At 45.3% G+C, this 267-nt stretch carries 1 pseudogene; it reads left to right on the top strand.

Features of this window, described 5'->3' with window-relative positions:
- Positions 1 to 267, top strand: a pseudogene (locus tag AAEY62_RS22720) (dihydroxy-acid dehydratase domain-containing protein); the annotation flags it as partial.

Genomic DNA, 267 nt, shown 5'->3' with positions numbered 1-267 from the left:
GTGTATGAGTCGCAAGATGATTCGGTAGAAGGTATTTTAAACGACGAAGTAAAAGCCGGCGATGTAGTGGTTATTCGTTATGAAGGGCCAAAAGGCGGGCCTGGAATGCAAGAAATGCTTTATCCAACCAGTTACTTAAAGTCAAAAGGCTTAGCAGAAAAATGTGCCTTGATCACTGATGGTCGTTTTTCTGGCGGCACATCAGGCTTATCAATTGGCCATGTATCACCAGAAGCGGCTAGTGGTGGTGCGATTGCCTACGTTGAA

The organism is Pseudoalteromonas sp. GW168-MNA-CIBAN-0100 (assembly GCF_040309225.1).
GTDB classification, from domain to species: domain Bacteria; phylum Pseudomonadota; class Gammaproteobacteria; order Enterobacterales; family Alteromonadaceae; genus Pseudoalteromonas; species Pseudoalteromonas arctica.
The sequence above is the reverse complement of the archived record's forward strand: the minus strand, read 5'-3'. Positions and strand labels throughout refer to the sequence as shown.